The 25592-nt window shown below is 61.9% G+C and carries 25 protein-coding genes; 9 read left to right on the top strand and 16 right to left on the bottom strand.

Annotation, left to right across the window (positions count from 1 at the left end; all coding sequences use genetic code 11):
• Positions 1–28: 28 nt before the first annotated feature.
• Positions 29–856, bottom strand: a complete 828-nt coding sequence (locus AMC88_RS29145) for an ABC transporter substrate-binding protein (protein WP_064830189.1) — start codon at positions 854–856, stop codon at positions 29–31.
• Between the two features lie 180 nt (positions 857–1036).
• Between AMC88_RS29145 and AMC88_RS29140 the strand changes: the two genes are divergently transcribed.
• Positions 1037–2107, top strand: a complete 1071-nt coding sequence (locus tag AMC88_RS29140; RefSeq protein ID WP_064830188.1) for a LacI family DNA-binding transcriptional regulator — start codon at positions 1037–1039, stop codon at positions 2105–2107.
• Positions 2108–2194: 87 nt separating this feature from the next.
• Here AMC88_RS29140 and AMC88_RS29135 read toward each other — a convergent pair whose 3' ends face one another.
• From AMC88_RS29135 to AMC88_RS29075, 14 genes are all read right to left on the bottom strand, one after another.
• Positions 2195–2458 (bottom strand): hypothetical protein, encoded by a 264-nt coding sequence (locus AMC88_RS29135; RefSeq protein WP_010020355.1) that lies wholly within the window; start codon positions 2456–2458, stop codon positions 2195–2197.
• A 101-nt stretch (positions 2459–2559) separates the two neighbouring features.
• The gene (locus AMC88_RS29130) at positions 2560–2790 is read right to left on the bottom strand and encodes a hypothetical protein (RefSeq protein ID WP_012489954.1); all 231 of its coding nucleotides are present in this window, start codon (positions 2788–2790) and stop codon (positions 2560–2562) included.
• A 210-nt stretch (positions 2791–3000) separates the two neighbouring features.
• Positions 3001–3249, bottom strand: a complete 249-nt coding sequence (locus AMC88_RS29125) for a hypothetical protein (RefSeq protein ID WP_016735799.1) — start codon at positions 3247–3249, stop codon at positions 3001–3003.
• 66 nt (positions 3250–3315) lie between these two features.
• Positions 3316–3723, bottom strand: a complete 408-nt coding sequence (locus tag AMC88_RS29120) for a hypothetical protein (RefSeq protein ID WP_064830187.1) — start codon at positions 3721–3723, stop codon at positions 3316–3318.
• A 13-nt stretch (positions 3724–3736) separates the two neighbouring features.
• On the bottom strand, positions 3737–4027 hold the full coding sequence (locus AMC88_RS29115) for a hypothetical protein (RefSeq protein WP_064820288.1): 291 nt from the start codon (positions 4025–4027) through the stop codon (positions 3737–3739).
• A 216-nt stretch (positions 4028–4243) separates the two neighbouring features.
• Positions 4244–4405, bottom strand: coding sequence for a hypothetical protein (locus AMC88_RS33830; protein WP_016735802.1), 162 nt, complete (start codon positions 4403–4405; stop codon positions 4244–4246).
• A gap of 82 nt (positions 4406–4487) precedes the next feature.
• Positions 4488–4676, bottom strand: coding sequence for a hypothetical protein (locus AMC88_RS29110; protein WP_004678167.1), 189 nt, complete (start codon positions 4674–4676; stop codon positions 4488–4490).
• A gap of 9 nt (positions 4677–4685) precedes the next feature.
• Complete coding sequence (locus AMC88_RS29105; protein ID WP_064830186.1) at positions 4686–4868, bottom strand: hypothetical protein; 183 nt, start codon at positions 4866–4868, stop codon at positions 4686–4688.
• A gap of 11 nt (positions 4869–4879) precedes the next feature.
• A complete protein-coding gene (locus AMC88_RS29100) occupies positions 4880–5095 on the bottom strand; it encodes a hypothetical protein (protein ID WP_064830185.1) in 216 nt (71 codons plus the stop codon).
• A gap of 94 nt (positions 5096–5189) precedes the next feature.
• Complete coding sequence (locus tag AMC88_RS29095; protein WP_064830184.1) at positions 5190–5390, bottom strand: hypothetical protein; 201 nt, start codon at positions 5388–5390, stop codon at positions 5190–5192.
• 17 nt (positions 5391–5407) lie between these two features.
• Positions 5408–7315: a 4-alpha-glucanotransferase gene (malQ, locus tag AMC88_RS29090; RefSeq protein ID WP_064830183.1), complete on the bottom strand. Its 1908-nt coding sequence runs from the start codon at positions 7313–7315 to the stop codon at positions 5408–5410.
• A 27-nt stretch (positions 7316–7342) separates the two neighbouring features.
• On the bottom strand, positions 7343–9100 hold the full coding sequence (gene treZ / locus AMC88_RS29085; RefSeq protein WP_237353208.1) for a malto-oligosyltrehalose trehalohydrolase: 1758 nt from the start codon (positions 9098–9100) through the stop codon (positions 7343–7345).
• A 200-nt stretch (positions 9101–9300) separates the two neighbouring features.
• On the bottom strand, positions 9301–10974 hold the full coding sequence (locus tag AMC88_RS29080) for a response regulator (protein ID WP_064830181.1): 1674 nt from the start codon (positions 10972–10974) through the stop codon (positions 9301–9303).
• A 10-nt stretch (positions 10975–10984) separates the two neighbouring features.
• On the bottom strand, positions 10985–17287 hold the full coding sequence (locus AMC88_RS29075; protein WP_064830180.1) for a HAMP domain-containing protein: 6303 nt from the start codon (positions 17285–17287) through the stop codon (positions 10985–10987).
• A gap of 214 nt (positions 17288–17501) precedes the next feature.
• Here AMC88_RS29075 and AMC88_RS29070 point away from each other — a divergent pair, with 214 nt between their 5' ends.
• The 6 genes from AMC88_RS29070 (at position 17502) to AMC88_RS29045 (ending at position 22100) form a co-directional block, all read left to right on the top strand.
• Positions 17502–17954, top strand: a complete 453-nt coding sequence (locus tag AMC88_RS29070; protein ID WP_064830179.1) for a hypothetical protein — start codon at positions 17502–17504, stop codon at positions 17952–17954.
• A 27-nt stretch (positions 17955–17981) separates the two neighbouring features.
• Positions 17982–18263 (top strand): hypothetical protein, encoded by a 282-nt coding sequence (locus AMC88_RS29065; protein ID WP_012489966.1) that lies wholly within the window; start codon positions 17982–17984, stop codon positions 18261–18263.
• Between the two features lie 2 nt (positions 18264–18265).
• A complete protein-coding gene (locus AMC88_RS29060) occupies positions 18266–19135 on the top strand; it encodes an alpha/beta fold hydrolase (protein WP_064830178.1) in 870 nt (289 codons plus the stop codon).
• A 144-nt stretch (positions 19136–19279) separates the two neighbouring features.
• A complete protein-coding gene (locus tag AMC88_RS29055; protein WP_064830177.1) occupies positions 19280–20305 on the top strand; it encodes an ABC transporter substrate-binding protein in 1026 nt (341 codons plus the stop codon).
• On the top strand, positions 20302–21342 hold the full coding sequence (locus tag AMC88_RS29050; protein WP_064830176.1) for a FecCD family ABC transporter permease: 1041 nt from the start codon (positions 20302–20304) through the stop codon (positions 21340–21342). Before AMC88_RS29055 ends, AMC88_RS29050 begins: the two co-directional genes overlap by 4 nt.
• The gene (locus tag AMC88_RS29045) at positions 21339–22100 is read left to right on the top strand and encodes an ABC transporter ATP-binding protein (RefSeq protein WP_010024952.1); all 762 of its coding nucleotides are present in this window, start codon (positions 21339–21341) and stop codon (positions 22098–22100) included. Before AMC88_RS29050 ends, AMC88_RS29045 begins: the two co-directional genes overlap by 4 nt.
• Positions 22101–22124: 24 nt before the next feature.
• On the opposite strand, the gene AMC88_RS29040 is transcribed toward AMC88_RS29045, so the two are convergent.
• Positions 22125–22592 carry an Lrp/AsnC family transcriptional regulator gene (locus AMC88_RS29040; protein WP_064830175.1) on the bottom strand — a complete coding sequence of 156 codons (468 nt, stop codon included), beginning with the start codon at positions 22590–22592 and terminating at the stop codon, positions 22125–22127.
• 151 nt (positions 22593–22743) lie between these two features.
• Between AMC88_RS29040 and AMC88_RS29035 the strand changes: the two genes are divergently transcribed.
• Positions 22744–23922 carry an amino acid aminotransferase gene (locus AMC88_RS29035; RefSeq protein WP_064830174.1) on the top strand — a complete coding sequence of 393 codons (1179 nt, stop codon included), beginning with the start codon at positions 22744–22746 and terminating at the stop codon, positions 23920–23922.
• 34 nt (positions 23923–23956) lie between these two features.
• The gene (locus AMC88_RS29030; protein WP_064830173.1) at positions 23957–25585 is read left to right on the top strand and encodes a thiamine pyrophosphate-dependent enzyme; all 1629 of its coding nucleotides are present in this window, start codon (positions 23957–23959) and stop codon (positions 25583–25585) included.
• Positions 25586–25592 lie beyond the last annotated feature (7 nt).

The raw sequence follows: 25592 nt of genomic DNA, 5'->3' as shown, positions 1-25592 counted from the left end.
CCGTCCGCCGTCGGCGGACGGTCGCGCCTCACTTCTTGGGAAGATATTGATCCGGCATCGGCGAGCCGGGAAACCACTTCTCGTAGAGTGTCTTCCAGGTGCCGTCCTGCATAGCGTCGTGAAGAGCGCCGTTCAGCGCCGTGCGGAAGGCGTCGTTCCCCTTCCGGATCACGAAGCCGGCCGGCGCATCGAAGGACGGAACGTTGACGGCGATCTTCAGCGCCGGAAAGCGGTCACCATATTGTTTAGCTGCCTCGTAATCGAGAAAATGGGCATCGATCGTGCCGTTGTTGAGTGCTGCAACCGCGGAATTGTTGTCGGGAAATTTAACGAGATCGGTGCCGCCGAAATTCTTGGCGGCGTAGATTTCCTGAAGGGTTCCCTGCACGACGCCGAGGCGTTTGCCCTTGAGTCCGGCGGCATCCTTGATGCCGGCGTCCGGCGTCAACACAGAAAGATAGCCGGCGAGATAGCCATCGGAAAAATCGACTGTCTTCTTGCGGGCTTCGGTGGTTCCGATCGCCGCAACGGCAACGTCGAAGCGCTCATTCGCGACCGACGGCAGAAGTGCGGAAAATTCCTGGCCGGTGAAGGTCACCTTGTCCTTGGGAAAACCAAGGCGGGATACGACGTTGAGAAACAACTCGATATCGAAGCCGGTGAACTGCCCGTCTGGCGTTGCAAACGTGTAGGGCTTGGCATCACCCATCGTTCCGACGCTGATGACACCAGGCTCGATGAGTTTGTAGGGATTGTCGGCGGCTGCCGCGGAGCCCATTCCTGCGGCCAGAAGGCATGCTATTAGGCCAGCACGCAACGGCGTGACGACAGCCGGAAATGATTCAAGAAACCTCATCTTCGTTCTCCACTCTGAAAGGAATGCTCTTGTCGGCATTAGGATTCACACCTCGCCGCCGCACTTGCGGCAAGTCGAAGCCGGTAAAGATACCGGTCTCTTAAAATAAGAGACCGGTCTCACGTAATATTCGATATCCGTCAATTGACCGCCCGTCAACAACTCTTGTAGTGCTGCCCCATGGAAGATTCCGCTACTCCGAAACGTTCCGTCACGGTTGCCGACGTCGCGAAGGCGGCGAAGGTCTCGAAGGCGACCGCTGCCCGCGTATTGGGCGGCTATGGCGTCGTCAGCGACAAGATCAGGGACCAGGTCGTTGCGGCCGCCGCCACGCTGGAATACCGACCGAACGAGCTCGCGCGCAGCATGAGTACCGGGAGATCAGGCATTATTGGCGTCGTGGTCGGCGATATCGAAAACGCGTTCTTCAGCCTGGCAGTGCGCGGCATCAGCGATATGGCCCGCCTGGCAGGCTTCACCGTCATCATCGCCAATTCGGGCGAACAGCTCGACGCCGAAATATCGGCCGTCGACCTACTGATCGGCAAGCGCGTCGATGGCTTGATCGTGACCCCGGCCCGCTGCGACAGAATCGATCATCTCCGGCAAGTCCGCCGCGCCGGCGTACCGCTCGTTTTATTCGACCGGAACATCCCAGAGCTCGAAGTCGATGCCGTGACTGGCGACGATCGAGAGGCAGCAATCGCCGCGACCCGCTGTATGGTCGAGCAAGGACATCGCCGGCTAGCATACGTGTCCGCTATGGAAGCCGAGGGCGGAAAGCTCGCCGATATCGGTCGCATATCGAATTCTGCCGTGCGCGAACGCGTGGAAGGCTTCGTGCAGGTCCTGACGGAGGCAGGTTTGCCAAATCCCGTTCACTATGTTCGGCTCGGCGCCACGGATCAGCCGCAAACGGACGACGTCGTCAAACGCCTGCTCTCGGATTCAGCGCCTCCAACCGCGCTCCTGGCATCGGACAGCCTCGTTGGACTGCGCGTATTCAAGTCGCTGCAGTCGCTCGGCCTCTCGATTCCGAAGGATATCTCGATGATTTCTTTCCTGGACGCCGATTGGACCAGCGTGACCGTTCCGCCGATCACCATCGTCGACCAACGCGTTTACGAGATGGGCAAACTCGCGGGGGAACGGCTGATTGCCCGTATCGAACAAATCCCTCTTACCGCCGAACGGCTGCGGATCAATACGACCCTCGTGATGCGCGGCTCGGTCGCCAGGGTTGGCCCGTGAGTTTTCCCGTCAGGGAACCCCGTATAGACGTTGAACGCGGGGGACGTCGCAAGTTCGGACGCACAAGCGCTTCACACGGGATTTGCTCTAATCAAAAAGCTCGCCATGTCCGATCTGCTCCCGCTTGCCCGGCACCTCGCTGATGACGGGATCGTCCGCAGGATCGGGATCTTTTCTGTTGGCTTCGTTCAAAAACCGCGCGGCCTCAAGGAATGCGACCGATATTTCCTCGGTGCCCCATCCGGCTTCATTGGCGGCTGCGATCATTTTTTCCAATGCGTCGCGTGCAGCGGCGGTAGCTTCTTCGAAGCGCTGCGCGGGAGCTTCGGCTTTCGGCCGTGGAAAGGTCATCGTCTTCCCTCCATAGACTGGCTAATCGAGGATGAACGCAGTTCCCGGGAAATGGATGCACGATGAGGACGATTTAGCTGCGGACGCGCTGATTTTCTCTATCAGATGACCGTGCGCAGCAGAAACGGGGAACGCTCCAGCGGACGCTGGGCGAGGATTCTCAGCATCGCCGAGCCCTGTATGCCGGTCGTGCTGCGCGAGCGGCCATCATGATAGATGACCGTCATGACCTGGCCAAGAATATCATAGCGGATCTGCGCGATCGTCCGGGTGTGAACCGGAAATACGAATTCGTCGGGCTCTGATATTTGCCCGGAGGTCTCCAAAGTCATCGCCATGCCCCAACGATAATAGCGCCTCTGCCCCTCATTTTCGCCGTTCCAGCGCACCCAGCCCGGAAATCGGAAGCGCCGAATGTCCCAACTATGCACATATTGCCTTAACGGTCGCGTGACATCGGCGTGACATGCCGATCCGTGTTAGAAAGACCATTTCGGAATAGTCACTTAGAAAAGCACCGCGGCGCTTCGAATGTCACGCAATCAGTGCAACGTCTTCGGCAATGCATGGGCGTGAACGGCCCGCGGCCAGTATTCGACGGTGAGCGCCAACGACCGGACCGCCTCGTCCATCCCGAAAACCACATCCCTCAACCGCTCGATCTCACAATCGAGCTCATACACCTCCAACTCGTCACGGTCATCTCCGTCAAGCAGCCGCCTCGCCGCTTCGATCAGGCGCTCCGCGCGTCCGACGATATTGAAAGCGCTTCGTATAATGAGGTCGAGCATCCTGTTTCTCCTACTGCTTGACAAAGCGTCTTGCAGAATCAGGATGCTGGCAATCCCGAAATCTTGTCAGATCCATCCGCGGGCCCGGTCAATATAGTCCCTGAGGTCGTGCAGGACGGATGGTTCGCGATGGCGCGGCGCCAGAACCTGGCGTGAGGCAAGGGCCAGCAGACCCACGACAGCAGCCATGAGCGCCACTGTCGAGAGCGGATATTGTTTCACAACTGTCTCGGTATGACGGATCGCCTGACTGGCGCTGTCCTTGGCCAATTGCCCTGCATCGAGGATCTGTTGCTGGAGCGTCTCCAGCTGTCTGCGCAAGGCGCTCAACTCTGCGCGCAGGTCTTCTTCAGGCTGGCGGGGGACCCCGACGGATGCGGTGTTGACATCAATGATGGCTTTCGGCACCGGCTCACCGATCTTTGCTCCGGTGGTGTCAAGCGTCGGCATCTCATTGGTCTTGCGGCGCGGCATGTCACATCTCCTCCTAGTCATCGTCAAGTGAAAAGACCGGTCGATAATGGCGCTCGGCGATCAGCAGGCTTCGGTCAGGCCGGATGACGTATATTTCCTCGACCTCTCGTCCCCATTGATCCGTGAAGCTGTGCGGGAAGGAAGACCCGATCGGCGACTTGGTGAGCTTCGTGCGAGGCTGGCCGCCATAGGTAATGCTACCCGGAATAGGCGTGAGGCCGGCCGAAGAGTAGCTGCCCACGCTGGTCGTGCAAGCAGCCAGGGCGACGGCACAAAGCAACGGCAATGCCACTCTCCGCTTCATCGAACTCCTCCTGCCGCTTCGGCGTCGAACGCTCCGCCATAGTAACAAGCATCAATGGGCATTGTTCCAGAAGCGGCCGTCCGCCAGGACGGCGCGTCGCGCCCCGGCCTAGGCGGCTGTCTGTCGTGGCGGATTTCTATGAAACATGGATTGGGATAATCCCGACCGCGCGCAACCGGTCTTGCGCTCGCGTCGGCAATGGTGCTGCCGGGACGCCTAAAGCTTATCGCTGCGACGCCTTACCACGTGTTTCAAAGCCAGCAAGTGTCTGCGTCGCTCCAGCATATAGTCGGCATAACCAACGCAGATAAACAGCAATGTCGGGCCGGCGTAGATGCCGATGAGAGCCAATGCAACAAGGATGAATGCGGTCGTCATGGTCTGTCTTCCATCATGTTGATCCCATAAAGCGGCGGCCCCCATTCTTTCGGCTGGTCAGGTTTCGCCGCTGGTCTGTCCCTCACTTCCGTTGCGGGTCATGGCTATGGTGGCGATCATGCTCGCCGCCTCCGCCCGAGACCTTGCTTTGCGTTCGCTTGTCGGGCTCCGCTGCCGGCTTCGGGATGTCGAGCGGCGCCTTGGCATTTTCATGCGAAGCGCCGGGACCGCCCTGGCGGATGGTCGCGGCGCTCTTTTTGGACGTGGACATCGATGCCTCCTAGCGATCCTGCTGGTAACCCTGATGGGTCGTGTTGACCTTGGTGTTGCCTTGCTGACTCTTCTTGTCGGGCTCTTCGCCGCCGCTTGCCATCGCAGTGTCCTCTGCCTTGGTCTTCACCGACTTACCTGCGCCCTTGCTGCTGACGTTGCCCGCTGGAATTGGTGGTAGCTTACTGCTCATCGCGCCTCTCCTCAGTCAGGGTCTCGATTGGAGCTGTGATCGGAATATTGCTCGGTCTGAACCGTCTTGCCGTCCAGGCCGCGCTCCTTGGAGTGTTGTGCCTTGTCGCGGTTCGAAAGGACCGCGTTTTCGGGAAGCTGTGCTTCTTTGAGGTCGGTCATGGCGCCGCTGCCATCCACCTTACCCTTCGCGCCAGCGCCGATATGTTTCCGGTCGGCATGTGCCATGGTTTTCTCCTTGGATGATCATGTCAAACAATCCAGATCCGCCGAGGTTCCGAGATCGACGGCAAATCGGCCGGAGGAACACGCCAGGTCGGTCCTAGCGATTGCAGAGATGCCGTCGCAACTCGTCCTTCCGGATGAAAAGGTCGGTTTTGCCGGGCTCGTGATCGGGATGCGATACTTCGACATCGAGATCATCGGAAAGCGCGAGCGCCTGCCCGGCATTCATGATGCCGAGCGGGACACGCCCTTCTTCGGTATCCACCGCGACTTCGACCAGCTGTTTCTTGGAAATCATTTCGGCAATCCTTTTTCCTATCTATTCAGAATCCGCCGGCTTCCCATTCGTTCCCTTGCCCTACGATTTTGCGGCCTTTCCTCGCGCATCGCCTCCGTTACGCGCTTGACGAGCGGGCTCGACATCATGTCCTCGAGCAAAACCGACAACTTCGGCTTCCAATTCGGATAGCTGTCGCTGGTGCCTGGAATATTGGTCGGGTTTTTCTCGTCGGTGAGATCGGCGAGGCGCACCGCGACGAGAAGTGACGGGGTTCTGGCGATGTAGCGATAGGCGCTGACGGTCAATTCCCTCAGCGCTTCCCGACTTGCCGTTGCGTCAAGACGTTGGGGCAGGCCGAGACCGGCGGCCCTGAGTGCCGCCTTCAGGCTTTTCCGCTCGCGCTTGCGGTGTTCGAGATGTTTTTCGGTGAGATCCGGCGGGACGATGCCGTGCTCGCGCCGGTCCTGAATGTCGGCGCCGCGCCACCAGCCGGCCAGGGTCTGGTGATCGTGCGTCGAAATGCAGGCCAAGGCAAGAACGGGATAGGTATCCGGCGATTTGAAGCCGTCTTCGTCCTGTTCATAGGACAGGATCCGATAAGAGAGAATGCGGGCCGACGCCAGATCGTCGGGCAGGTCTTCGGGGATCATTCCCAAGGCTTCGCCGATGACAAGGCATCGATGCTCGGCGGACGTTTCGGCCAGGATCTGCAGGAGCCTTTCCTGGGGGTAGCGCACATAGCCGCCGCCCTCCGGGCTGCTGCCGAGCGGCACCAGAAAGAGGCGCCGGAGCGCCGGGGCATGGTCGATGCGGATCGCGCCCGCATAGCGCATGGCGGCACTCACCATCCGACGGAAGGGAGAAGTTTCTCCCGATGCGATCCTAGACGGCAGATAGCCGGCAAGATGCCAGTCCTGCCCGTCAACGGCGAAGGGATCGGGTGGACTGCCGATGGTGGCCTTGGAAATATAGACCTCTGACTGGCTCCATGTCGCCGAGCCGTCGACTGCCTCGCCCACGGCAAGATCGAGATAGAGCCCGATCCGCATACCGGCCTTCAGTGCCCGCTCCGCCGCCTGCATCATCTGCCGGTGGGCGAGCCACTGCAGCCACATATGGAACCGCACATCGTCTTGATGATCGCGCTCGAATTCTGCGACGGCTGCGCTGTCGGCGCACTGAAAATCTGCGGGCCATGTCTGCCAGCCGGCGCCGGCGCCGCGCCCGGCCATGGACAGCGACAGGCATTCGAACAGTGCGTGCCGCCGCAGCTCGTCGCCGCCTTGCGACACGAAGAGGTCGAAATCGGCCGGAGCATAAGCCTTGTCGACTGGGCTCTGCCCCCGCCACCCCGGCCAGAGATCGCGCAGCGCCTGAAGCTTGACCGCAGCCACCTCAGAATAATCGACGAGATCGGTCCGGCGAAGCCTCTCCAACTTTCGGTCGAGCTCTCGACTCAAGACAAATCCGGGGACGCAGTCGACGGCGATATAGAGCGGGTTGAGATGCTGGCGGCTGGACGGTTCATAGGGACTGCAGCGGTCGGGATCAGCAAGAAAAGGCGCATGAAGCGGATTGAGTCCGATGAAATCGGCGCCGAGCGATCCTGCCAGATCCGTCATGACGACAAGATCCTCGAAGTCTCCTATGCCCCAGTTGCGCGCCGAACGAAGCTCGTAGAGCTGCAGGCTGATGCCCCAGATCCGCGTGCCGGAAAGAAACTCCGGCAGGTATGACCTCGGGATCTCCTTGAGCGTCTGCTTCGGCTCCTGCCGCGTCCCGGCCGTCTCGCGATCAACCGCAGCCGACAAGTCAACCTTCAGTGCCGAAAGTAGCTTGCGCTTGGTCCGGCCGGAGATCGCCACTTCCCGATTGTCGGGACTGGGCCTTGTCGGGATGATGCCGTGCCGGCGGGCGAGACTTTCGAGCTCCCAGGACCTCATAATTCGATCGCCTTCATTTCGGCCCCCTTACGCTTCGCCGATGCTCCAGATCACCGTCCATGGGGCAAGATCTCCATCGTCATTGCGACCGAGACGGAAGATCGTTTCGCCGTCCTCATGCCGATGGCCAAGCCTCGCGGCCTCGTCACTGAGATTGGCGGTGAGATGAAGGCGCCGGTTGCCGGCAAGCGTCCAAGCCACAGCAACCGCTGTTCCAGCCGACTGGAAAGTCGCATGTCCGGCGGCTCCTATCAGCAAGGGAATAATTCGTTGACGTCGTAGGCCGAGAAGCATCCTGTAGAAGTCGAGGGTCTCCGAGGAGGCGAGTTTCTCCCAGTCGAGCTTTGCAGCAGCGAAGGTCGACGGCGCCGTCGGGTCGAGAAGCTCGCCGGCATCGAAGCCCGGCAGGCGCGACAGCTCCTCGCGCCGGCCTTTCCGGACTTTTTCGTTCAGATCCTCGTCGAAATCGCAGAAAAACGGAAAAGGCTCGTCGGCGCCCCATTCCTCGCCCATGAACAGCATCGGGACCTCGGGCGCCAGCAGGTAGATTGATGTGATCGCCTTGACGGCATCGGCCGGGCTTACGGCCATGATGCGGTCGCCGAGCGCCCGGTTGCCGATTTGGTCGTGGTTCTGGATGAAGGACACGAAGGCAGTCGGCGGCAGGTGGCCGCTCGGCCTGCCCCGGCTCCCGCCGCGATAGGGCATATGCTCGCCCTGAAACAAGAAGCCTTCCGCCAGCGCGCGGCCAAGCTTGTCGGCATCACCGACGTAGTCGGCATAATAGCCGAAGGTCTCGCCGGTCGCAGCGATATGCAGCGCATGGTGCAAGTCGTCGTTCCACTGGGCCGTGAACAGGCTCGGTTCGCCGCTTTCATCGCGCTGCAGCAGCTCGCTGTCGTTCTCCTCGTTCTCGACGATCAGATGGACGTGCCTGTCGCCGGCGGCTGCCCGAACACGGCGGGCGAGCGCATGCAGAAGATGTTCCTTGCTGTCGTCCTTGATGGCATGGACGGCATCGAAGCGAAAACCGTCGAGCCGGAACGCGGTAATCCAGTAGATGGCGTTCTCGATGATGAATTCGCGGACCATCCCGGAGCCGTCGCCGTCGTAATTGACGCCGTGGCCCCAGGGGGTCTTGTGATGATCGGTAAAAAGCGGCGCGTAGGATGGAATATAGTTCCCGTCCGGGCCGAAGTGATTATAGACGGCGTCGAGGAAGACCGAGATGCCGCGCTCATGTGCAGCGTCCACCAGCGCCATGAGATCTTCCGGCCGGCCATAGCTGCTGTCAGGAGCATAGGGAAGCACGCCGTCATAGCCCCAGCTGTAGCGGCCAGGGAATTCAGCGAGCGGCATGATCTGCAGCGCCGTCACGCCCAGTGCCTGCAGATGGTCGAGCCGCTCGATCGCAGCCTTGAAAGTACCCTCTGGCGTGAAGCAGCCGATATGCAGTTCGTAGATGATCATTTCTTCCCAAGGCCGACCGGTCCATTCGCTGGTGTTCCAGCGATAGGAAGAAAGGTCGACCACTTCGCTCGGGCCATGCACATCCTGCGGCTGGAAGCGCGAGGCCGGATCGGGAACCTCGAGACCATCGGGCAGCACGAAACGGTAGCGCGTGCCGGCTCCGGCCTCCGCGACCAGGCAGCGATGCCAGCCATCTTCGCCCGCCTCCATCGGACGGGGATCCGCGCCTTCGATCCTCAATGACACGCTTTCATGCAGAGGAGCCCAGAGGCGGAACAGAATGCCGTCTTCGCTGAAGGCGGGGCCGAACGTCATGTTGGTCAAGGGGCATGCCTTTGATGAATGGACGGAACCTGGGTAACTTTTGCAGGAGCAAAAAGTTTCGTCTGCAAGCGGACGTGTGAAGCTGTGGTGTCAGCAGCGTGCCGGCCGAGAGGGAGTGGGATTTCCTAAACTCATCACAATCGCACGCTGCCTGCCTATCAAAGTGAAGGGCCAGCCGCTCGCTTCGTCGATCACGCCGCAGCGACCTTGTCCCGGAGCGCTTCGTCCATGGCCGCCTGAAGCTGCTCTTGGGTGAACGGCTTCGTCATCCTGAGCAACCGGCCGAGCCCCTGGTCCTCGGCAAGCTCGACATAGCCGGAAGCGAGGATCACGGGCAGGTTGGGAAAGGCTGCACGAAGGTGGCGCGCAAGCTCGGCGCCGGTCATGCCCGGCATGGCGTGATCGGTGATAACCAGATCGCACTCCTGCCCGCCGGCGAAGAATTCCAGAGCCTGGGAGGCGGAAGACGCCTCCCGCGGCAAATGTCCGAGATCCTCCAGCATCGCCACAGTTCCAGTCCTGACGAGCGCATCGTCGTCGACGACAAGAATGGCGAGCGATCGCGACACCGGCTTCACCGGTTCCGCCGCTGTCGGCACGTCCGCCGCCTGCGCCCTGGTGAAGCTCTCGGCGACGGGCAGCCAGAGTGAGACGGTGGTGCCCTTGCCTCTCGTGCTCGAAATCTGGATCGAGCCGCCCGATTGCGCTGCCAGGCCGTGCACCATCGACAGGCCGAGGCCGGTGCCCTTGCCGATCCCCTTGGTGGTGAAAAATGGCTCGGCGGCACGCAGGACCGTCGCCTCGTCCATCCCCTCGCCATCGTCCGAGACCGATATCTTGATGTAATTTCCGCCCGCAAGGCCGGTCGGCCGTGCCTCCTCCGCAGCCGCCGCGACCGTCACCGCACCGCCGCTCTCGAGGGCATCCCGTGCATTGACGAAGAGGTTGAGCAGCGCCAGCTCCAACTGATTGCTGTCGACCAAGAGCGGCGCCAGATCCGCCGGGATGCACTTTCGGATCTCGACGCGCGGTCCCACCGCCTTGGCGAGCAGATCCTCGATATTTTCAAACAGCCTGAGGAAGTCGACTGCCTGCGGCTTCAGTTCCTGGCGGCGCGCGAAGGCGAGCAGGCGCTGGGTGAGCGCCGTGCCGCGCTCGGCCGCCTGGATGGCATTCGTCACCAGGCGTTCGCTGCGCTCGTCCGCCGGCAGCCGCTTCTTCAGCAGGCTGAGGCTGCCGAGCACTGCCATGAGAAGATTGTTGAAATCGTGCGCCACGCCGCCGGTGAGGTGACCGATCGTGTCGAGCTTCTGCGCTTCGAAAAGCTGCGCCAGCGCCTCCTCACGCTCGCGCGTCCGCTGGTCGATCCGCTGCTCGAGCTCCTCGTTCAGTTGACGCAACTGGATGGCAGAAGCCTCGAGCTCGGCGGTGCGCTGGTGCACCCTGGCTTCCAGATCGGCGTTCAGCCGCTCGAGCTCCCGCGTCTTTCTGTAGAGATCGGCAAAGACCCGGACCTTGGCCCTCAGCACCTCGGGCACGATCGGGACGGAGACGTAGTCGACGGCACCGACCGCATAGCCGCGCAGCCGGTCCGGTTCGGCCAGCATGACGGCCGAGACGAAGATGATCGGCGTGTTCTGATAGCGCGGGTGTTGCCGGATCATGCTAACGAGCTCGAAACCATCCTGTTCCGGCATGCAGACATCTACCAGGATGACGGCGATTTCAGTGCGCAGCAGGTGCTCGAAGGCTTCGCGGGCCGACTGCGCCTTGATGAGGTTCTCCTCGAGCTCTTCGAGAATGACCTCGTAGCTCAGGAGTTTGGCGGGCTGGTCGTCGACGAGGAGGATGTTGACGGGGTTCATGGCCGGATCCTCAACGGTGCAGCCACATGCGCAGCGCTGACAGCAGCTGCTCGGTGTTGACGGGCTTCGCCAGGTAATCCGACGCACCCGCCTCGAGGCATTTCTCCCTGTCACCCTTCATTGCCTTGGCCGTCAGCGCCAGGATCGGCAACCGTCGGAAGCGGGGTTCCGAGCGGATCACCTGCATCGTCTCGTAGCCGTCCATCCCGGGCATCATGATGTCCATCAGCACGATCGCAACCGAGGGCTCGGTGTTGATGACGTCGATGGCTTCGCTGCCGGTCGTCGCGGTCAGAACCCGCATGCCGCGGCGCTCCAGCACGCTGCTGAGTGCGAAGATGTTGCGAGCGTCGTCGTCGACGAGCAACACGGTCTCGCCGACGAGATCCTCGTCCGAACTGTGCAATTCCTGCAACGTCGCCTGTTTGGCCGCCGGCAGATCGGCGACGACCCGGTGCAGGAACAATGCCGTCTCGTCGAGAAGCCGCTCGGGGGACTCCACACCTTTGACGACTACGCTGCGGGCCATGCTGTGGAGCGTCGCGTCCTCCTCCGCCGAGAGCTCCCGGCCGGTGAAGACGACCACCGGCACCTCGCCAATCTCGACATCGTCGCGTATCTGCTCCAGCACTTCGAAGCCCGACATATCGGGAAGAGAGAGATCGAGCACCACGCAGTCGGCGGAATTGCGCCGCAAGGCGGCAAGCGCCTCGGATCCGGAGCCGACGCTGGTGATGTCTATGTCGTCATGTCCGAGAAGCGCAGTGACGCTCAAGCGCTCCGCCTCGTCGTCCTCCACGAGCAGCAACTGCTTGCGGCGCGGCTCGGCATAGGCCTTCAGGCGCGACAGCGCCTTGCCTAGCCCTTCCGGCGTCGTCGGTTTGCTCATGAAGGCGAAAGCGCCGCGTGTAAGCCCATGCTGCCGATCCTCGTCGAGACTGATGATCTGCACCGGAATATGCCGGGTCTGCGGGTTCTGCTTGAGCTGGCTCAGCACCGTCCAGCCGAGCATATCGGGCAGGAAGATATCGAGCGAGATCGCCGACGGCTTGTATTCCTGCGCGAGCGTCAGCGCATCGCTGCCGCGCATCGCCACCAGCACCTTGAAGCCGTTGTCGCGGGCGAGATCGACGAGAACGCGGGCGTAATGCGCATCGTCCTCGACGACGAGCAGCACCGAGTCGCCGACCTCGATCCGGTGACGGTCGTCGGTGACATGTTCGGTAGGCTTCTCGGCGCGGCGGCTTGCCGCGGCCTCGGCAAATTCTACGACATTCGCCGGCGGTGGAAGCGGCCTTGGTGGAACGGCACCGGCGCCGACATAGGTCAGCGGCAGGTAAAGAACGAAGGTGCTGCCGACGCCGGGCGTGCTGCGCAGCTGGATCTCGCCACCGAGCAGGTTTGCCAGTTCACGACTGATCGCCAATCCGAGGCCGGTGCCGCCATATTTGCGGCTCGTCGAGGCATCCGCCTGCTGGAACGCCTCGAAGATGATGCGCTGCTTTTCCGGCGGAATACCGATGCCCGTATCGACAACTTCAAAGGCGATGACCGACGGCGCGTGCCGGAGCGAGGGGTGATCCGACGACCAGCCGCTCGTCGCCGATGCAACGCGCAGTGTCACGCCGCCCTGCGCGGTAAACTTGAAGGCGTTGGACAACAGGTTCTTGAGGATCTGTTGGAGCCGCTTGGAGTCGGTAATGATGCTCTTCGCAACATCGGCGCCGACCTCGACCGCAAAAGACAGGTTGCGCGTTTCCGCTTCGTGCCGGAACGGTCGCGCCATCACTTCGAGCAGGTTGTTGACGAAGATCTCCTCGGCATCGACCGAGACCGTTCCGGACTCGATCTTGGAAAGATCGAGAATATCGCTGATGAGGTTGAGCAGATCGGTGCCGGCGCCGTGGATTGTCTTGGCGAATTCGACCTGCTTGCCCGACAGATTGCCGTCGGGGTTTTCTCCGAGCTGCTGACCGAGGATGAGGATCGAATTCAAAGGCGTGCGCAGCTCGTGCGACATGTTGGCGAGGAATTCGGATTTGTATTTCGAGGTTAACGCCAGTTCGGTTGCCTTTTCCTCGAGCGCGCGTCGGGCTTGCTCGATTTCCTGGTTCTTCGCCTCGACTTCGACGTTGCGTTCCTCGAGCTGCTGCGCCTTCTGTCCGAGCTGTTCGTTGGTCTGTTGCAGTTCGCGCTGCTGCGTCTGCAGCTCGGCGGCGAGCTGCTGCGATTGCTTGAGCAGGCCTTCCGTCTGCATCGTCGCCTCGATCGAGTTGAGGACGATGCCGATCGATGTCGTCAGCTGGTCGAGGAAGGAGAGCTGCAGCTCGGTGAATTCGCCGGCCGAAGCGAGCTCGATCACCGCCTTCACCTGGCCCTCGAAATGCACCGGCAGCACGATCGCGCTTCTCGGTAGGGTGGTGAACACGCCGGAGCTGATCGGTACGACATTCTCGGGCAGATCGGTGACGAGGATGCGGCGGGCATCGCTGGCGCACTGTCCGACGAGACCCTGGCCGAAGTCGAGCCGCGGCGGATGCGCTGCCTCGCCCCCTTGCGCATAGACCGACAGCAGCGACAGGAACGGTTGGCTCTCGTCGGCATCCACCTGGTAGATGACGCCCTGATGGGCGCCGACCAGCGGCGCCAGCTCCGACAGCAGCATCTTGCCGACCAGCGTCAGGTCGCGCTGGCCCTGCAGCATGTTGGTAAAGCGCGCAAGATTGGTCTTCAGCCAGTCCTGCTCGGTGTTGCGCTCGGTGGTGAGCCGCAGGTTGTCGATCATCGTGTTGATGTTGTCCTTGAGCTCGGCCACTTCGCCGCGCGCATCGACCTTGATCGAGCGCGTCAGGTCGCCCTTGGTGACGGCGGTCGCCACTTCGGCGATGGCGCGCACCTGCGTCGTCAGGTTGGCGGCCAGCAGGTTGACGTTGCCAGTCAGATCCTTCCAGGTGCCGGCTGTGCCCGGCACATTCGCCTGGCCGCCGAGGCGGCCTTCGACGCCCACTTCGCGCGCCACCGTCGTCACCTGATCGGCGAAGGTGGCGAGCGTATTGGTCATGTTGTTGATGGTTTCGGCAAGGGCTGCCACCTCGCCCTTGGAGGCGACGGTGAGGTTCTGCTTGAGGTCGCCGTTTGCCACCGCCGTCACCACCTTGACGATGCCGCGCACCTGCTCGGTCAGGTTGGCGGCCATGACGTTGACCGTGTCCGTCAGGTCCTTCCAGGTGCCGGCGACTCCCGGCACCTGCGCCTGGCCGCCGAGCTTACCTTCGGTGCCCACTTCGCGAGCCACACGCGTCACTTCGCCGGCGAAAGCGTTGAGCTGGTCCACCATGGTGTTGATGGTATTTTTCAGTTCGAGGATTTCGCCCTTCACGTCGACGGTGATCTTGCGCGACAGGTCGCCGCGCGCCACGGCGGTCGTCACTTCGGCGATGTTGCGCACCTGGGTCGTCAGATTGGCGGCGAGCAGGTTAACGTTGTCGGTCAGGTCCTTCCAGGTGCCGGCAACGCCGGGAACGACGGCCTGGCCGCCGAGGCGGCCATCGGTGCCGACTTCGCGGGCCACACGCGTCACTTCGCCGGCAAAGGAGCGAAGCTGATCGACCATGGTATTCAGCGTGTCCTTCAACAGCAGGATTTCGCCGCGCACGTCGACGGTGATCTTGCGCGACAAGTCGCCATTGGCGATCGCGGTCGCCACCTCGGCGATGTTGCGCACCTGCGCCGTCAGGTTGCCGGCCATCGAGTTGACGCTGTCGGTCAAATCCTTCCAGGTGCCGGCGACGCCGGAGACCTGCGCCTGACCGCCAAGCTTGCCTTCGGTGCCGACTTCGCGGGCCACACGCGTCACTTCGCCGGCGAAGGCGTTGAGCTGGTCCACCATGGTGTTGATGGTGTTCTTCAGTTCCAGGATTTCCCCCTTCACGTCGACGGTGATCTTGCGCGACAGGTCGCCGCGCGCCACGGCGGTCGTCACTTCGGCAATGTTGCGAACCTGGCCGGTGAGGTTGGAGGCCATGGAATTGACGTTTTCGGTCAGATCCTTCCAGGTGCCGGCAACACCCGGCACCTGCGCCTGGCCGCCGAGCTTACCTTCGGTGCCGACTTCGCGGGCGACGCGCGTGACCTCCGAGGCGAAGCGGTTCAGCTGATCCACCATGGTGTTCAGCGTTTCCTTGAGCTCGAGGATTTCGCCCGAAACCGACACCGTGATCTTCTTCGACAGGTCGCCATTGGCGATGGCCGTGGAGACTTCCGCGATGTTGCGCACCTGCGCCGTCAGATTGCCGGCCATCGAATTGACGCTGTCGGTCAGGTCCTTCCAGGTGCCGGCGACGCCGAGCACGTTCGCCTGGCCGCCGAGACGCCCTTCCGTGCCGACTTCGCGCGCCACGCGCGTCACCTCGCCGGCAAAGCCATTCAGCTGATCGACCATCGTGTTGATGGTTTCCTTTAGCTCCAGGATTTCGCCCGAAACCGGAACAGTGATCTTCTTCGACAGGTCTCCCTGGGCGACGGCGGTCGCAACCTCGGCAATGTTTCGCACCTGGCCGGTGAGGTTGGAGGCCATGGAGTTGACGCTGTCGGTCAGATCCTTCCAGGTGCCGGCCACACCGCGCACGTTTGCCTGGCCGCCGAGCCTGCCTTCCGTGCCGACCTCGCGCGCCACGCGCGTCACTTCGCCGGCAAAACCGTTCAACTGGTCGACCATCGTGTTGATGGTTTCCTTGAGCTCGAGGATTTCGCCCGAAACCGGGACGGTGATCTTCTTCGACAGGTCGCCATTGGCGATCGCGGTCGAAACCTCAGCGATATTGCGCACCTGCGCCGTCAGGTTGCCGGCCATCGAGTTGACGTTTTCGGTCAGGTCCTTCCAGGTGCCGGCGACACCGCGCACATTGGCCTGGCCGCCGAGCCGGCCTTCCGTGCCGACTTCGCGGGCGACGCGCGTTACTTCCGAGGCAAAGGCGTTCAGCTGGTCGACCATCGTGTTGATGGTTTCCTTCAGCTCGAGGATTTCGCCCGACACCGACACGGTGATCTTCTTCGACAGGTCGCCATTGGCGATCGCGGTCGAGACTTCGGCAATGTTGCGCACCTGTGCCGTCAGGTTCGAGGCCATGGAATTGACGTTGTCGGTCAGATCCTTCCAGGTGCCGGCGACACCCGGCACCTGCGCCTGACCGCCCAGCCGGCCCTCGGTGCCGACCTCACGCGCCACGCGCGTCACCTCGCCGGCAAAACCGTTGAGCTGGTCGACCATGGTGTTGATGGTCTCCTTCAGTTCGAGGATTTCGCCCGAGACGTCGACGGTGATCTTGCGCGACAGGTCGCCGCGCGCCACCGCCGTCGTCACCTGGGCGATGTTGCGCACCTGCGCCGTCAGATTGCCGCACATGGCGTTGACGCTGTCGGTCAGATCCTTCCAGGTGCCGGCGACACCCGGCACCAGCGCCTGGCCGCCGAGCTTGCCTTCGGTGCCGACCTCGCGGGCCACACGCGTCACTTCCGAAGCGAAGGAGCGCAGCTGGTCGACCATGGTGTTGATCGCTTCCTTCAGCTGCAGGATTTCGCCACGCACGTCGACGGTGATCTTCTTGGACAGGTCGCCATTGGCAACGGCGATCGTCACTTCGGCGATGTTGCGCACCTGCGCCGTCAGGTTCGACGCCATTGAATTGACGCTTTCGGTCAGGTCCTTCCAGACGCCGGTCACCTCAGACACCTGCGCCTGGCCGCCGAGCTTGCCGTCCGTGCCGACCTCGCGAGCGACGCGCGTCACTTCCGAGGTGAAAACGCTCAGTTGCTTGATCATCGTGTTGACGATATCAGCCGAGCGCAAAAATTCCCCTTTGAGCGGCCGGCCGTCGACGTCGAGCGGAACGGTCTGCAGCAGGTCACCCTTGGCGACCGCCGTGATCGTGCGCGTCACCGCCGTCGTCGGCCACAGTAGATCGTCGATCAGGCCGTTGATCGACCCCTCCATCTCGGACCAGGACCCGTCGGAAAGGCCGAAGCTCACTCGCGTGCTCGTTCGCCCGTCGCGGCCGACGACCTGGCCGACATGTTCGAGTTGCTGGGCCATGCGCTGATTGGCGGCAATGATGTCATTGAGGGCGTCGGCGATCTTGCCGGTGACGCCGGTGAGATCAGAGCGCATTCGCACGGAGAAATCGCCGCGCCTGACCGCGACCAGGACCTCCAGGAGAGCACTGGCGTCATCGAACGCCATCGTTTTGTGGTCGCGCCCAATGACGCTGTCTGCCGCGCCGTTGTCGCGCGCGAATTCGCTGGTTTGGTTGCTCACGAAAATCCCCCTCTTCGACGACTGGTAATTTAGTGCTCAACTCGGAAAATGGTATGGGCCATCCCCGGTAGAGTTTATCACGATTTATCATTCAAAATGAACTTAATAGCTGCATAAATCCGAAGCCGCGTACGAAGCCGGCTTTGCCGTTTTTCGCGCAGGCTGGAACCGTTCCCCGCCGGCCGTCGTTTCCGTGCTGACAATGGAGAGCGACATGTCGAACGTCTCGAGGACTGGCAAGGAAGAGATCTACAACGCGACGAGCCCGACGACCTTTGGAAAATCGGTCGAAAGTCAGGCGCAGATGCAGGATGCGGCGGCGGAAGCCTCGCCCGATGTCGGCCAAGAGCTACTCAACATCTATCGGCTGGAACCGATCGCCAAGCCGGACGATCCGAGATGGGCAAACGCGCCGGGACACGGCATCGTTGTCGTCGCCGCCAGGACGCCCGGCGACGCCAGGATCGTCGCCGCGGCCCGCGAGCTCGATTTCATGGAAGTGGATGCGGCACCCGCCGAGGACGTGACGACCGCCAATGCCAGTGCCTTCCGCGATGACAAGCTTTATACTGTGATCGAGATCGATCGGAACAGGCGCGATCTCAAGCGCGGCATTCTTGACGGGACTGTATCAATCGACACGATCCGGCCTGTCGAGCCGGACTAGGCATCCAATCCTACCCTGGGGGTTCTCATGAATACTGCCAATCTGCAGCTCAAGGGCCTGATCATGGCGATGGCCTCGATTTGCGACGCGATCGTCGAAAAGGAATTGCTCACCCGCGCGGAAATCGATGCCGCGCTGTCCAATGCTCAAAAGGCGGTCGAGGAGGATGACGACCACGAGCTGTCCGGCGCCAACCTCGCGGCGATCCTGTTTCCGATCCGCGTGCTGAAGCTGGCGGGCGACGCGGGCCGGAAGGGCGAAGGCGCAACGTTCTCGGACTATGCCAAGCTCGTCGGAAAGCTCGGCTGAGCGTGTTCGAAGGCTTTTCTCTTGAGACAGTCGATGTAGGGCTGGGTTCACTTCGCGTCCGCATCGGCGGCGAGGGACCCGCCGTTCTGCTTCTCCACGGCCATCCCAGGACACATCTGACCTGGAGCAAGGTGGCGGATCTGCTTTCGCCCGATTACACGGTCGTTTGTCCCGACCTGCCCGGCTTCGGCCGCTCCTATCAGCCTCTCGACGCTGCCGACAGCAAGAATTCCTCCAAGCGAGCCAAGGCAGAAGCCCTCGTCGAACTGATGCGACGACTGGAGCACGAGAACTTCGTGGTCGTCGGCCACGACCGCGGAAGCCTGACCGCCTTTCGCATGGCAATGGACCACCCTGACCGCGTTCGGAAACTCGTCGTCGCCGACGGCATCCCTGTTATCGAGCATCTCGAACGCGCCGACTGGAAGTTTGCGAGAGACTGGTATCACTGGTTCTTCTTCGCGCAGCCGGCAAAGCCGGAGCGGGCGATTCTGGCCGATCCCCTGGCGTGGTACGACAAACTCTCGCCGGCGCTGATGGGCAGGCTGGCTTACGACGACCTCATCGAGGTCATCCATGATCCTCACGTCATCCACGGAATGATCGAGGATTATCGCGCCGGCCTCAGCGTCGATCATCTCCATGACTGCGCGGATCGCGACGCTGGCCGGAAAGTCACCTGCCCCATGCTCTGCCTCTGGTCGCTCAGCGATGACATGGAGCAGATCTATGGCGATCCCGTCGCCATCTGGCGGAACTGGGCGGATAATGTACGCGGCTTCGGCATAGACAGTGGCCACCATGTTGCCGAGGAGAATCCGGAAGCCCTGTCTGCGGCGATCCGGGAGTTTCTCGAAGCGGATGGTGCCTAGGCTTGAGCGGCGTTCCGCAGCAGGCGTCCGGCAGCAATGTCGAATGGCGGTCGATTTTTTCGATAAGTTGATCTTTTAAGTCTTGTTTCAGGGCGCATCCTGGGGCTATAGGGCGGCCAGACACTTGCGCACCGGGATTTCTAAGTGACCAGCCTCAAATCAATCGCCGCCGCTTGCGGCCTCTTCACTGTGATCGGCCTTGCCGCAACGCCGTCGTTGGCGGGTTCGACCACCTATCCCCTGACGCTCGAAAACTGCGGCGCCGAGGTCACCTTCAAGAAGGCGCCCGAGCGGGCAATCGGGCTTGGCCAGAACAGCGCGGAAATCCTGCTGCTGCTCGGCCTCCAGGACAAGATGGTCGGCACCGCCTTCTGGCCGAGCAAGGTGCTGCCGCAGCTCACTGAGGCCAATGCCAAGGTCAAGCTTTTGACTGTCGAAATGCCCACTTTCGAATCGATGCTCGCCGAAAATCCAGACTTCGTCGCCGCCGCTCTGCCGAGCCTGGTCGGACCAAACAGCAAGGTCGCCAAGCGCGAGGATTTCGACAAGGTCGGCGTCGCCACCTATCTCTCGCCCAGCACCTGCCTCAGCACCAAGGACGTCAAGGACCAGTACGGCAGCCGCGGCGAGCTGTGGAATATGGATCTTCTCTACAAGGAGATCGACGAACTGTCGCAGATCTTCGACGTCACCGACCGCGGCCAGGCGCTGATCGCCGATTTCAAGGCGCGTGAAGCCAAGCTGCGCGGAAGCGTTGCCAAGGATGGCCAGAAACTGTCCTACGTCTTCTGGTTTTCCAGCCCCAGCCCGTCGGCCGATGCCTATGTCGGCGGCAAGAACAGCGCCTCCGGCTTCATCGCCGACCTGCTCGGTGGACGCAATGCAATCGACGCGGCTGCGGAATGGCCGACCATCGGCTGGGAAGGCATCATCGCCGCCAACCCCGACGTGATCGTTGTCGCCAGCCTCGACCGCAACCGCTGGGAGCTCGACAAGCCCGAAGCCAAGATCAACTTCCTGAACACCGATCCTGCCGTCAGCCAGATCCCGGCGGTCAAGAACAAGGCGCTCGTCGTCATGGACGGTCAGGCGATGAACCCGACCATCCGCACGATCTACGGCGCCGAACAGGTGGCCGAGCAGCTGAAGGCCCTCGGTCTGCTGAAGTGACCGAGGCGGGCCGTCTCTTCCGGCAGCTGGGAACACTCACCGCACTGCTTCTGGCTTCCCTCTGCCTTATCGCTGTCGCCATCGGCGTCAGCGTCGGGATCGGCGACCTGCCGATTCCGCTCGCAACGACGTTTTCGGCCGTCACCAATCGGCTGGGCTGGACCGCGATCGAGCTCAACCGCATCCACGAGACGGTCATCTGGGATTATCGCCTGAGCCGGGCGCTGGTCGCCGCCTTCTGCGGCGCCGGGCTGGCGCTGTCGGGCGCCGTCATGCAGTCGCTGCTGCGCAACCCGCTTGCCGAACCCTATGTGCTCGGCATCTCCGCCGGCGCCTCCACCGGCGCCGTCGCGATCGTCATCCTGGGCCTCGGCGCCGGCGCGGTATCGCTGTCGGCAGGCGCCTTTGCCGGCGCCTTCGCAGCCTTCTTCTTCGTGGCGCTGCTGTCGAACGGCACGCGCGGCGGCGCGGACCGCACCATCCTTGCCGGTGTCGCCGCATCGCAGCTCTTCAACGCCTCGACCTCCTATATCGTCACCACCTCGGCCAATGCGCAGCAGGCTCGCGACGTCATGTTCTGGCTGCTCGGCAGTTTCGGCGGCGTGCGCTGGCCGGAATTCGCGCTGGTCTCGGTCGTCGTTGGCCTCGGCCTCGTCGCCTGTCTGTTCTATGCCCGCGTGCTCGACGCCTTCGCTTTCGGCGACGAAGCCGCCTCCTCGCTCGGCGTCAATGTCGGCCGCGCCCGCATGGCGCTCTTCGCGCTCACCGCGATGATGACGGCGACGATCGTCAGCATGGTCGGTTCGATCGGCTTTGTCGGCCTCGTCGTGCCGCATGTCGCGCGCTTCGTCGTCGGGCCGCTCCATATCCGCCTGCTGCCGGCCTGCGCCATCGCAGGGGCGATTTTCATAGTGCTCGCCGACATCGCCGCGCGCGCCCTCATTCCCGGCCAGATCCTGCCGATCGGCGTCGTCACGGCGCTGGTCGGCGTTCCCTTCTTCGCGATCATCCTCTACCGGTTCCAGCGCGCGTCATGAGCATCAAGGCCGACAACCTCACCTGGAAAATTGGCAGGAAGACCATCCTCGACGGCGTTACCATGGAGGCGCAGCCCGGCCGGATGCTCGGCCTGCTCGGGCCGAACGGCTCCGGCAAGACCTCGCTGCTCAGGCTTCTCGCCGGCCTCAAGCGCCCGCATTCCGGCAGCGTCACGCTCGACCGGAACGACATTGGAAAGATCGACCGCCGTTCGATCGCCCGGCGCATCGCCTTCGTCGAGCAGCATGCCACCACCAATGCCAATCTGAAGGTCGTCGACGTCGTCAAGCTCGGCCGCTTCCCGCATCGGTCGATGTTCTCCGGCTGGACGAGAGCCGACGAAGAGGCGGTCGAAGGCGCGCTCTCCCGTGCCGGCATGGCGGAAAAGCGTGACCATCGCTGGCAGGACCTGTCGGGTGGAGAAAAGCAACGCACCCATATCGCCAGGGCGCTTGCCCAGTCGCCTAGGGAATTGATCCTCGACGAACCGACAAACCATCTCGATATCCAGCACCAGATCGGCCTGATGCGGCTCGTCTCCGACCTGCCGATCACCAGCATCGTCGCGTTGCACGATCTCAACCATGCCGCCATGTTCTGCGATGCGCTGATCATCATGCAGCAGGGCAAGATCGTCGCCTCCGGCGCGCCGCAGGACGTGCTGAGCGAAAGCCTGTTGCGCGACGTCTTTTCGATCGAGGCCCGCGTCGAGTCCTCCCCCTATCATTCGCGTCCGCACATCCATTATCTCAGGTAAGGCGGCGGCAGCCGCGCGACGCACTCACGTCACGATTTGCAGCGGCAGAGCGGTTGTCTTCTTGATCGTTTTCAGGACGATGCTTGACTTGACTGAGGCCAGGTTGTCGGTGACCCGGATCATTCTTTCGAGAAATTGGCTGAGATGGTCGAGATCGCGCGTCATGACTTTCATCAGAAAATCGGCGTCCCCCGTCTGCGAATAGCACTCCAGGATCTCCGGCGCGGTCGCGATGAAGCGATGGAGCCGTTCGTTTCCACCTTCCGTATGCGCTCTGAGACTGACGAGGGTATGTGCGACGACGCTGAAGCCCAGCTTGGCCGGGTTGAGAATAGCCACGACGCTCTGGATATATTGCTCGTTGCGCAGCCTTTCGAGGCGGCGTGCGCATTGGGTCGCAGACAGATTGACCTTCTGAGACAGCTCGCTCTGCGTCGTCTCGCTGTTTTGCTGGAGAGCCGCAAGCAGTTTGATGTCGAACTGGTCAAGCATAGCCAACACTCCCATACAAGGTGAATTTCTGCGCATCATACCGATGTCGCGCAGATTATCTGCATAATTCGGTTAACGAAGGAGGATAATCGCAGAAATTCGCCACCCGACTTCCGTTAGTCTCCGATGAGAGAAAAACGGAGGTGGATCTGTGTTTGAAGAACTGAAGAGCCGGCCGGCAGATAGCCTGCTTGCACTCATCAAGGCCTTTCAGGCCGACGAGCGCAGCGGGAAGATCGACCTCGGGGTTGGCGTTTATCGCGACGGCATGGGACGCACGCCGGTCATGCGCGCCGTAAAGGCAGCGGAGCAGTTTCTCCTTGAGACCCAGGACAGCAAGAAATATCTCGGCCCGGAAGGCGATCTGCAATATGTGCGCCTGTTGCAGCCGATCATCTTCGGAAAGGCGCCGTCGTTCGCCCCACGCCTCGTCGGCATTCAAACCCCCGGCGGCAGCGGTGCTCTGCGCCTTGGCGCCGAACTCATTCAAGCGGCAAATCCATCCGCGAAGGTCCTGCTGGGAACACCGAGCTGGCCGAACCATGCGCCGATTTTCGGCGCTGCGCGCTTGGCCGTTAAGGAATATGCCTTCGTCGACCTGGTGTCGCAGCAGGTGAAATTCGACAGCGTCATCGACGCCTTGTCTGCGGCCAGTGCAGGCGATGTGGTGCTCCTTCACGGCTGCTGCCATAACCCGACCGGCATTGATTTCACCGAGGAACAGTGGCTGGAGATCACCAAGCTCGTCGTTGCGCACAAGCTGGTGCCGTTCATCGATCTTGCCTATCAAGGGCTCGGCGACGGCCTCGAACAGGATGCCGCGCCGACACGCATGATCCTCGACGCGGTCGACGAGGCGCTGATCGCCTATTCCTGTGACAAGAATTTCGGTCTCTATCGCGAGCGTGTCGGCGCGCTCTATGTCATGACCCGCACCAGCGATGAAATTGGAAAGGCCGAAAGCAACATGGCCGCCCTCGCCCGCGTCAACTGGTCGATGCCGCCCGATCATGGTGCGGCGATCGTCAGGACCGTTCTGGAAAACACCGAGCTATCGGCAATATGGCGCGCCGAACTCGCGGAAATGTGCGAGCGCGTCAACGGCAATCGGGCGGCGCTCGCAGCCGCCGCGCCGGATCTCGCTTTCATCAGCCGGCAGCGCGGCCTGTTCTCCAATCTATCCATGTCAAAAGATATCGCAGTGGCGCTGCGAGCCAGGCATGGCATCTACATGGCCGATTCCGGGCGGATGAATCTCGCGGGCATGCAGCCGGCCGACGCCGGCGCCATCGTTGCCGCACTTCGAGCCGAAGGTTGCTTGAAGCGATAGTGACATAACCGAACTCAAGTCATTGGATTTCCAAATGAGCAGGAAAGAAACGACCGGCCAGGCGATCGCCCGATCGCTTGTCGCCCATGGAATCGACACGGTCTTCGGCATTCCGGGCGCCCACATGTATGACTTCAACGATGCTCTTTACGGCGCCGGTGACAAGCTTCGCTTCATCCATACCCGGCATGAACAGGGCGCCGGCTACATGGCCTACGGCTATGCCAAATCCACCGGCCGGATTGGCGCCTATACCGTTGTCCCCGGCCCAGGCGTCCTGAATTCCGGCGCGGCGCTATGCACCGCTTACGGCGCCAATGCGCCGGTGCTTTGCATTACCGGCAACATCATGTCGCACCTGATCGGCCGAGGCAGAGGCCAGTTGCACGAGCTGCCGGATCAGCTCTCGACAATGCGCGGAATTACCAAGGTGGCGGAGCGCATCAATCACCAGTCCGAAGCCGGCCCTGTCCTATCAGGGGTCGTCGGGAAGATGCTCTCCGGCCGGCAGGGTCCGGGGGCGATCGAAGCGCCTTGGGATGTGTTTGGACAATCCGGCCCGGAAGTCGATCTTCCCACGGGCGCAAGCGCACCTCGTCCCGCAGTCAACCCGGATCAGATCGCGGCCGCAACGGCACTGATATCAGGCGCCAGGAACCCGATCATCATGGTCGGCGGCGGTGCGGCAGATGCCGGGCCCGAGATTGCTGCTCTTGCGGAACTGCTGCAGGCGCCGGTTACCTCGCATCGCTCCGGCAAAGGCATCGTCGCCGACGATCACCCGAACTATCTGAATTTCGTCGCGGCTTATGAATATTGGAAGAAGGTGGACGTCCTGATCGGCATCGGCAGCCGGCTCGAATTGCAGTTCATGCGGTGGAAGTGGCTGCCCAAGGGCCTCAAGATCATCCGCATCGATATCGATCCGACCGAAATGGTTCGTCTCAAGCCCGATGTCGGCATCGTCGCCGATGCCGAGGCCGGAACGCAGGCGCTGATCGATGCGCTGGCAGGTTCCCGCCGCGAGGATCGCACCAGCGAGTTCGCCGAACTAAACAGCGAGGCCATATCTCGCTTCTCAAGCGTGCAGCCGCAGCTCGCCTATCTCTATGCCATTCGCCAGGCTCTTCCAAGAGATGGCTTCTTCGTTGAGGAGGTCAGTCAGATGGGCTTTACCGCCCGCTTTGCCTTCCCCGTCTACCGCCCGCGTCAGTATGTGACGTGCGGCTATCAGGACAATCTGGGTTTTGGTTTCAACACCGCCCTCGGTGTTAAGGTCGCCAATCCCGATAAAGCCGTGGTTTCGGTTTCCGGCGACGGCGGTTTCATGTTCGGCGTTCAGGAACTCGCCACTGCCGTCCAGCACAAGATCGCCGTCGTCGCCGTCGTCTTCAACAATTCGGCCTATGGCAACGTGTTGCGCGACCAGAAACAGGCCTATAACGGCCGCTACCTCGGGTCCGATCTCACCAATCCGGATTTTGTCGCCCTTGGGGAGAGCTTCGGTATCCGGTCGTTCAGAGTGACGAGTCCGGGAGAATTGAAAAACAGGATCGAGGAAGCCCTTTCTCTCGACCAACCTGTTCTCATCGAGGTTCCGATCGAAAAAGCATCCGAGGCAAGCCCTTGGCCCTTCATTCATCCGGCGCCGCACGCTGAATAAACTCCTA

Origin of the sequence: Rhizobium phaseoli, from assembly GCF_001664385.1 — a bacterium.
In the GTDB taxonomy this organism is placed as follows: Bacteria; Pseudomonadota; Alphaproteobacteria; order Rhizobiales; family Rhizobiaceae; genus Rhizobium; species Rhizobium phaseoli.
Note: the sequence above shows the minus strand (reverse complement) of the source record. Positions and strands in the feature narration are given on the sequence as shown.